Origin of the sequence: Micromonospora tarensis, from assembly GCF_016803395.1 — a bacterium.
Classification (GTDB): domain Bacteria; phylum Actinomycetota; class Actinomycetes; order Mycobacteriales; family Micromonosporaceae; genus Micromonospora; species Micromonospora tarensis.
This window is the reverse complement of sequence record NZ_JAEVHL010000275.1, coordinates 1-7958: the sequence shown is the minus strand read 5'-3', so window position 1 is coordinate 7958 and position 7958 is coordinate 1. Positions and strand designations below refer to the sequence as shown.

Genomic DNA, 7958 nt, shown 5'->3' with positions numbered 1-7958 from the left:
GAGCTGGCCGGGGTGCTGGTCCGCAGCGCCGCCGTGCTGGATGTGCCGGCCCGGCTGCACCAGCGCACCGGCTGCCTCCTGGTCAGCGTGGCCGGCGGTCCCGACCGGGAGCGCATCGTGCGCAGCGCGGAGTTGGCCCCGGCCCGCGACCCGGCCCCGCCGGCGGCACGTGCCGCCGCCTGCTGACCGCCGGCGTCAACGGGCTTGCGTACGCCGACCCGACGGCGCACAGTGCACCGCGTGAGTCGTACCTCGTCCAGTCGCCGCAGCTGGCTGGCGGCCCTGCTGACGGTGCTGCTGACCGCGGCGCTGGCCGTCGCCGGCTGCCGGGACACCCCGCGCGAGCCGACGTCGATCCGGATCGCCACCGGCAGCCCCACCGCTGTCTACTACGCGTTCGGCAGTCGCTGGCGGCGATCCTCAACCGGGAACTCCCCGACGTGCGGGCGAGCGTGGTGGTCACCGCGGCCTCGGCGGAGAACGTCGACCTCGTCGGTTCCGGCGGGGCCGAGCTGGGCTTCACCCAGGCCGACGTGCTGCCCACCGCCACCACGGGCCGCCCGCTGGTCGACGCGGTCGCCCGGGTGTACGACGACCAGCTGCACCTGGTCACCACGGGCGGCGGGCCGGTCCGCACGATCGCCGACCTGCGGGGTCGACGCGTGTCGGTCGGCGCGGCCGGTTCCGGCACCGAGATCACCGCGACCCGGCTGCTGGAGGTGGCCCACCTCGGCGGCGACCAGGTGCGCCGCGAGCGCCTCGGTCTGGACGACTCGGTGGCGGCGCTGCGGTCCGGACAGGTCGACGCGTTCTTCTTCTCCGGTGGGCTGCCGGTGCGCGGCATCGAGGAGCTGGCCGGGGCCAGCGCGATACGGATCGTGGACCTCAGCGAGTGGACCGAGCCGCTGCGCTCCCGCTACGGCCAGGTCTACGTCTCCCGGGACATCCCGCGCTCGGTGTACGGGGTGGACGCGGTGACCACCGTCGCCGACCCGAACTATTTGATCGTCCGGGCCAACCTGCCCGAGCCGCTGGTCCGGGAGGTGACCCGGCTGCTGATGGAGGGTCGGGCCGAGCTGGCCGCCGCGCATCCGGCGGCGGGGCGGATGAGCCCGCGTTCGGCGATCGTCACCGCGCCGCTGTCGCTGCACCCCGGGGCCGCCGCCTGGTACCGCGCCGCCAAACCGTGACGACCGGCCCTCAGCGCGCCGGGCTCGGTCGCCGGTCGGCGGCCGCGTCCTGGTCCACCGGCTCGGCGGCCGGGTCAGGGTCGGGCGCCGGGAACCACAGGGCGGCGACCAGCCCCGCGACCGCCCCGGGCGCATGGTGAGCCGCCCGTCCGACGCGTCCACCAGCACGGCGGCGATGGTCAGGCCGAGCCCGGCGCCGTCCACGTTCTGCGCGTCCGGCGCCCGCCAGAACCGCTCGGTCGCCTGGCCGAGCTGACTCTCGGTCATGCCCGGGCCGGAGTCGCGCACCTCCAGCGCCACCCCGCCGTCGCGCCGGCTCACCGTCACGGTCACCGCGCCGCCCGCCCCGCTGAACTTCACCGCGTTGTCGATGAGCGCGTCCAGGGCCTGGTCCACGGCGGTCGGCACGGTCTGGGCGTACGCCGGGGCGTGGGTCGTGGCCAGCCGCAACGCGACCGAACGGTGCCGGGCCAGTGGCGCCCACGCGGCCACCCGGGACGCGGCCACCGCTGCCGCGTCCACGGTGACCCGCTCGTTCTCCTCCCGTTCGGCCCGGGCGAGGGTGAGCAGCGCGTCGAGGACCAACGCCAACCTGTCGGTCTCCTCAAGCGCCAGCCGGTGCTCCGCCCGCCCGTCCGGGTCGGTGAGGCTGGGGCCCAGCTCCTCCACCCGCAGCCGCAGCGCGGTGAGCGGGTTGCGCAGTTGGTGGCTGGCGTGCGCGACGAAGGCGCGCTGCCGGTCCATCACGTCGGAGACCACGTCGGCCATGTGGTTGAAGCTGGCCGCGAGGCGGCGTAGCTCCGGCGGGCCGAGGCGGTGCTGCACCCGGGCGCCCCGGTCGCCCTCGGCGATCTCGTGGGTGACCGCGTCCAGCTCGGTGACCGGGCGCAACACCCAACCGGCCAGCCCGAAGGCGGTGAGCACACAGGCCAGCACGGCGAGCAGACCGGCCAGGGCGAGCAGCAGCCACCACACCACGACAGCGCGGCGGATCGGGGCGGAGGGCGTCACGATCACCACCGCGCCGAGGACCTCGCCACCGTCGTTGATGGGCACCGCCACCGCCAGCGGCGCGGTCATCCAGGGCCAGACCGACTCGGGGGCGCTGGTCTGCTGGCCGGAGAGCGCGGTGTCCAGCACCGTCCCCGTGCCCGGGCCGGGTTGCCAGCTCGGCGACGAGACGGTGGTCCTGCCGTCCCGGTCGACGATCGCCGCGCCGATCGCGTACAGGTCGTCGTAGCTGGTCAGCTCGGACTCGATCGGACCCGGCCCGCCGTCGCGCAACGCCGGCCCGGCCAACGAGGCGAACCGGGTGGCGTCGGCGAGCCGGTCGGCGCGCACCCGTTCGGTCTCCCGGCTGGTCATGGTGGCGGCCAGCGGCGTTTCCAACGCGAGGAGGACGAGAACCATCAGGAGCAGATAGCTGATCACCAGTCGACGGCGCACGTCAGCCCCTCACGCGTCGCGCAGCCGGTAGCCGACGCCGCGCACGGTCTCCACCAGGCGGGGGTCGCCGAGCTTGCCGCGTAGCGACCCGATGTGCACCTCCACCGTGTGCCGGTCGGCCCAGGTGGTGCCCCAGGCGTCGAGCAGGATGCGGTCGCGGGGCACCGCCACCCCGGGCTGGCGGGCCAGCGAGAGGAGCACGTCGAACTCCTTGCGGGTCAACGTGACGGCGCGGCCGTCCACGGTCACCGTCCGCGCGGCCACGTCGATGCGTACCGGCCCGGCCGTGATGAGGTGCCGCTGGGGCGCGGCGTTCGCGGCGCGGCGCAGCACCGCCTCGATCCGGGCCTGCAACTCCACCATCGAGAACGGCTTGACGACGTAGTCGTCCGCGCCGAGGCGCAGGCCCAGCACCCGGTCGCGTTCCTCGCCCCGGGCGGTCACCGCGATGATGCCGAGCTGGCTGCTGCGCCGGCGCAGCTCCCGGCACAGGTCGGTGCCGTCCCCGTCGGGCAGCGTCAGGTCGAGCAGCACCAGGTCACACGGGGCGGCGGAGAGCGCGGCGGCGACGGTGGCGGCGTGCTCGACCTCGTACCCACGGCGGGTGAGGGCGGAGGAGAGCGCGGCGGCCACCCGGCGGTCGTCCTCCACCAGCAGGATCCGCACCCGTGCCCCCGTCCCTCGCAGCGCTGTCCTGCGAATGGTGGCAGAAGCACGCGCGCGGCGGGAGGCCGCCTGTCAGCGGTGGGCGGGTTACAGGCCGAAGACGTCGTCGGCGGTGGCGTCCCGGACGCCGTCGGTGAAGCCACGGAAGCCCGGGTCCGCGTGGCTGGCCGGCACGCTGGTGACGGTGACCCCGCCGGCCTGGGTGACCGCGTCGACCAACGGCGGATAGTCGATCTCGGCATCGTCGAAGGCGTCGTCGTCCGCCTCGGCCAGGTTGATCACGTGCTGGACGTCATCGGACGGGGTGTCCGGGTCCTCGGCCCACTCGCCGCCGGCGCGGTAGCACTCGTCGTACAGCGCGCGCTGGCTGTCGGTCCAGTCGTCGTCGTAGCTCTGCATCGTCCATCCCTCCGCGGCCCTTGACCTGAGCATGCCCGGCGAGGGGCGACGGGCGCGGCGGTACCGGGGAAAACCGGGCGGGCGCGCCGACCGGGCCCCCGTAGGCTGCCATGGTGATCTACAAACTGCTGCCGAGCACGGAGTGGGACGACGCGCTCGCCGCCGGCGCCGTCGCCGGCTCCGCCGTGGACCGGCAGGACGGGTTCATCCACCTCTCCGGCGGTGACCAGGTGGTGGAGACGGCGCGGCGGTACTTCACCGGCGCGACCGGCCTGACCCTGCTGAGCGTGGCGGAGGAGCGACTGGGTGACGCGCTGCGCTGGGAGCCGTCGCGCGGCGGGCAGCTCTTCCCGCACCTGTACGGCCCGCTGCCGGTCACGGCGGTGGTGGCGGCGCGGGCGTTGCCGGCGGACATCCCGGTCGCCGACGCGGTGGCCGCCCTGCTGGCCTGAGAACGGTCGCGCCCGGCCCGAGAGTGTCGGGCCGGGCGCGGTGTCGCAGGTGAGGCTCAGCGGCAGAGGCGGCTGATCTCCTCCTGGAACCGGTCCATCGGGTTCGCCTCGGCGGGGCCGAGCAGGTAGGTCTTCAGGTCCCGGCGGGCCTCGGTCATCGGGTCGTCACCGGCCCGGGTCACCGTCACGATCTTCTCCAGCTCGCCGCAGTCCTTGGAGAGCAGGTACGCGGCCCGAGCCGTCGGGTACTCCCGGCGGAAGTCGTCCTCGGACAGGCCGGCCGGGTTGGCCACCACGTACGGCCGCTGGCTCTGCACGAAGTCGGAGACCACACTGGACACGTCGCTGATCAGCAGGTCGGTCTGGTTGAAGCAGTCGAACAGCCCGGGCGTGCGCCCGGTGACCACCAGGTGCGCGGTGCCGTCCAGGGAGGACGCGTCGGGGTTGCCCCCGGCGGCCCGGATCGCCGCGACGATCCGCTCGTGCACGGCCCGGGCGGCCTTGGACCGCGACCCGGTCAGTGGGTGCGGCTTGTAGATCAGGCGCAGTCGGGGGTTGGTGGCGAGCAGGTGCTTGACGATCCGCTCACCCATCAGCACCAGCGAGGTGTGGTACGGGTCGTCGTCGAGCCAGCCCTCCCAGGTGGGCGCGTAGAGCACCGTGAACGGCCGGTCCACCGACTCGGCGCCGAAGGTGTGCACCCCGGCCAGCTGCGGCCGACCGATCTCGACGATGTCCGAGTCGAGCACGCCCACACCGGCCCGCGCGTAACGCTCCCGACCGGCCAGGCCGGCGACCCAGACCTCGTCGTACACCTTGCTGTACGGGTTGACGCTGGCCTGCTTGTCGCTGTCGCCGTGCCCGACGAAGACGTGCTTCGTGCCCGGCTCGCGGAGCATGTGGATGTTCGCGCCGACGTTCGCGGCGTAGAGCGCGGCCCGGACGCCACCGAGGTCGAGGTTCATGAAGTCGACGCCGGCCGGCACGCAGATCACCGGCAGTCGGGTGTCGGCCAGCTCCAGGAACGCCTCCCGGCTGCGCATCAGCACCACCGCGCGCTGCCGCAGCGCCTCGGTCGGGGCGAGCCACATGTTGGCCTGGTAGACGTCCTTGGCCGGGCCGGCGAAGTAGAGCGCCACCTCCGGCCGGTAGCTGTCCAGCCAGCGCTGCACGGCTGGCAGCAGCGGGCCCTGCCCCGCACCCCGGCCCCGAAGCCAGGTCAGCGCGATGATGGCGCCCACCACGCCGGTCGCCACGACCGACACCGCGGCGGCGACGAAGAACGGCGTCGGGTCGTGCCGCACCGCGGCGGCCACCGCGGCCGGCACCAGCAGCAGGTTGAGCAGGGGCATCCGGTCCCCGGCGACCGCCGCCGCCCAGGCCGGCGGCGTGGGAGCGCTGGACAGCGGGCCCAGGTCGATGTTGCGCACCATGGCGGAGAGCGGGTTACGCCGCTCGATCATGGTGGAGAGCGCCCCGGCGAAGACCGACACGACCCACACCGCGGCCGGCAGCACCAGCAGCACTGTCAGTTCGCCGCCGCTGAGCCGCACCTCGGCGACGACGAGCAACACGGCCGCGAGGTCCCGGGTCAGCTGCCGGTACGACCAGTGCAGGCCCACCTTCTCCAGCAGCAGCTGCGACGGCGGTGACCAGCGGGCGACGGCGAACTCGCCGATGATGGCGGCCAGCCCGGCGACGGCGAACAGGCCGACCCAACCGAATACGCCACCGACGAGCATGACCAGGTAGGCCAGTACCAGCAGCGCACTGTGGGCGGCCACTCCGAGGCGTCCTGTCAACGTGCCGAACAAGCGAGTTCGCTCCCTACGAGATTCGTTGTGGGCTGTGCCCGTGATGGGCCGACGTCACTCCCCGTCGCGCAGCAAGGCAACCGCAGTCGGCTGCGCGTGACTGCGACCTTAACGCGAAGGAACAGCCCGGTGTCGCTCGGGTATCCCGCACCAATTCGGTCAAAGTTCCGTGCCTCGGCGCACCCGACGCCGTCCCGGGGTCGGGTGTTCGACAGTCGTGCGGTCGCTCAGTCGACCCGCCGGAAGCAGGTCATCGCCCCGGGCGCCCTGCGCTTGGCGAACTCCTGGTAGCCGAGCTGCGGCGCGGTGTCGCGGGCGTACCGGTTGCCGTTGTAGACGCAGATGGTGCCAACTTCCAGGCGGTCCAGTGCCGGTGTGAGTTCGGCCGGCGTCGGGCTGGCCGTGCCGTCGGCGAACCCGGACAGCAGCAGTCGGTCCTTGGCGAACTGGGAGGTGAGGTTGTACTCGACGAGGTAGAAGTCACGGGGCAGGACGACCCGGACCTCGCTGGTGACGATCGGCGTGGTGCGCATGATGGTCTTCGGCGCGAGCAGCATGCCCCGCGGACGGTCCAGACCCTTGATCCAGAACGCGATCGCCTGACGCTGCTGCGGAAGCTTCCAGGTCGTCGGCCGTGCACGTCGACCCAGCTCTTCGACGACCACATCGGGGTGGCGAACAGCGCGAACGAGGCGACCAGCAGCACCGCGATCCCGCCGGCCGCCGCGCGGCGCAGCGCCGGTGTCGGCGCCGGCACGCGCACGGTGCAGAGCAGGCCGATGAGCGTCGGCAGGGCGAGCAGCCACGGCACCCGCCAGAGCACCACCGAGATGCCGCTCAACGCGCTCAGCACCTCCAGGACGCCGGGCACCAGCATGACGCTCATCGCCAGTGTGGCACCGGCGGCGAGCAGGGCGGGCGTCCGCCGCCGGGCGAGCAGGGCGCCGCACCACAGCGCCAGCCCGCTGATCACCCCCACCACACCGAACAGCAGGGTCCGCCGGTAGGTGGACGCCGCGTCGAAGAAGGCGTCGTCCGCGCCGGTCGCGGTCATCCCGCCGAGCAGCAGGCGGGAGACCACCAGCGAGCCGATCGGGTACGCGAGGGCGGCGACCGCCGCGACGATGGCGGCCTTCCAGCGGCCGACCAGCAGCATGGCGAAGGCGGCGGCGCCGACCAGCATCGGCAGGATGATCGCCGCGGTGTTGGTGAGGCCGATCGCGGTGATCGACAGCGCCACGATGAGCAGCAGGCTGCGTCGCGACCGGGTGTCGAACCACTCGGTCAGGTAGAGCCACATCAGCGGGATCACCGCCGAGACGAACATGCCCTTGCCCTCGTGCAGCCGGAGCAGGTGGAACGTGCCCAGCGCGGCGTCGTCGCCGGCGACGAGGTACAGGTACGCGATCGCCACGGTGAAGGCGAGCAGCTGTCGACGCGGGGCCACCGGTGGGTCAGCCGCCAGAGCGCCAGCGCCGCGATCATCCCCATGATCGGCAGCAGTACGTACCAGAGGGCGGAGCTGGCGTGGATGCCGACGACGTTGGCGAACGCGCCGTCGAAGACCTCGATCGACGGGATCGGCGGCTGCGAGCCCATGGCCGGCAGCACGTTCTCGGAGAAGAGGAAGTCGTTGAGCGGGATCAGGTCACGCTCGGCGATCCAGACCGACTTGCCGACGTAGTAGACGTCGTCCGGGGTGTTGCGGGCCATGAAGAACGAGGAGATGCCGACCAGCGCCGAGACGGCCAGCGCGTACGCCGACTGCACCGCGGTGGGCGCCGGGGCGGCCGGGGTGGACACCGGGCCACCCAGCCAGGCCTGACGCACCAGCAGGATCCCGCCGACCGCCGCGAGCAGTCCGGCCACCGCCGGGATCCACCACGAGACGCTGACCCCGGTGCCGGCCACCCCGGCGGAGACGGCGGCCACGGCGGCGGCGACCAGCACCCCGATCAGCAGCCGACGGTCGGCGGCCGGCCGCACGCCGG

5 protein-coding genes and 4 pseudogenes are annotated in these 7958 nt (G+C 73.4%); 3 read left to right on the top strand and 6 right to left on the bottom strand.

What is annotated here, in order from left to right; all coding sequences use genetic code 11:
* A pseudogene (locus tag JM949_RS31085) lies at positions 1-186 on the top strand (hypothetical protein); the annotation flags it as partial.
* Positions 187-231: 45 nt separating this feature from the next.
* Positions 232-1190, top strand: a pseudogene (locus JM949_RS31080) (TAXI family TRAP transporter solute-binding subunit).
* Positions 1191-1200: 10 nt separating this feature from the next.
* Here JM949_RS31080 and JM949_RS31075 read toward each other — a convergent pair.
* From JM949_RS31075 to JM949_RS31065, 3 genes and pseudogenes are all read right to left on the bottom strand, one after another.
* A pseudogene (locus JM949_RS31075) lies at positions 1201-2636 on the bottom strand (sensor histidine kinase).
* Positions 2637-2645: 9 nt separating this feature from the next.
* Positions 2646-3302: a response regulator transcription factor gene (locus JM949_RS31070; RefSeq protein ID WP_203151682.1), complete on the bottom strand. Its 657-nt coding sequence runs from the start codon at positions 3300-3302 to the stop codon at positions 2646-2648.
* Between the two features lie 87 nt (positions 3303-3389).
* Positions 3390-3701, bottom strand: coding sequence for a hypothetical protein (locus tag JM949_RS31065; protein WP_203151681.1), 312 nt, complete (start codon positions 3699-3701; stop codon positions 3390-3392).
* A 113-nt stretch (positions 3702-3814) separates the two neighbouring features.
* On the opposite strand from JM949_RS31065, the gene JM949_RS31060 reads away from it, so the two are divergent.
* Entirely contained in the window at positions 3815-4153 is a 339-nt protein-coding gene (locus tag JM949_RS31060) for a DUF952 domain-containing protein (RefSeq protein WP_203151680.1), read from the top strand.
* A gap of 56 nt (positions 4154-4209) precedes the next feature.
* Here the strand turns inward: JM949_RS31060 and JM949_RS31055 are convergent, their stop codons facing one another.
* From JM949_RS31055 to JM949_RS38075, 3 genes and pseudogenes are all read right to left on the bottom strand, one after another.
* Positions 4210-5967, bottom strand: coding sequence for a CDP-glycerol glycerophosphotransferase family protein (locus JM949_RS31055; RefSeq protein ID WP_203151679.1), 1758 nt, complete (start codon positions 5965-5967; stop codon positions 4210-4212).
* A 250-nt stretch (positions 5968-6217) separates the two neighbouring features.
* Positions 6218-7294: a hypothetical protein gene (locus JM949_RS31050; RefSeq protein WP_238434214.1), complete on the bottom strand. Its 1077-nt coding sequence runs from the start codon at positions 7292-7294 to the stop codon at positions 6218-6220.
* A pseudogene (locus JM949_RS38075) lies at positions 7276-7958 on the bottom strand (hypothetical protein); the annotation flags it as partial. The gene JM949_RS31050 and the pseudogene JM949_RS38075, both read right to left, overlap by 19 nt.

What these genes read in the sequence shown, in the direction of transcription:
- JM949_RS31050 (WP_238434214.1), bottom strand. Translation starts at nt 7,294, where the DNA reads ATGTTCGTCTCGGCGGTGATCCCGCTGATGTGGCTCTACCTGACCGAG.
- JM949_RS31065 (WP_203151681.1), bottom strand. Translation starts at nt 3,701, where the DNA reads ATGCAGAGCTACGACGACGACTGGACCGACAGCCAGCGCGCGCTGTAC.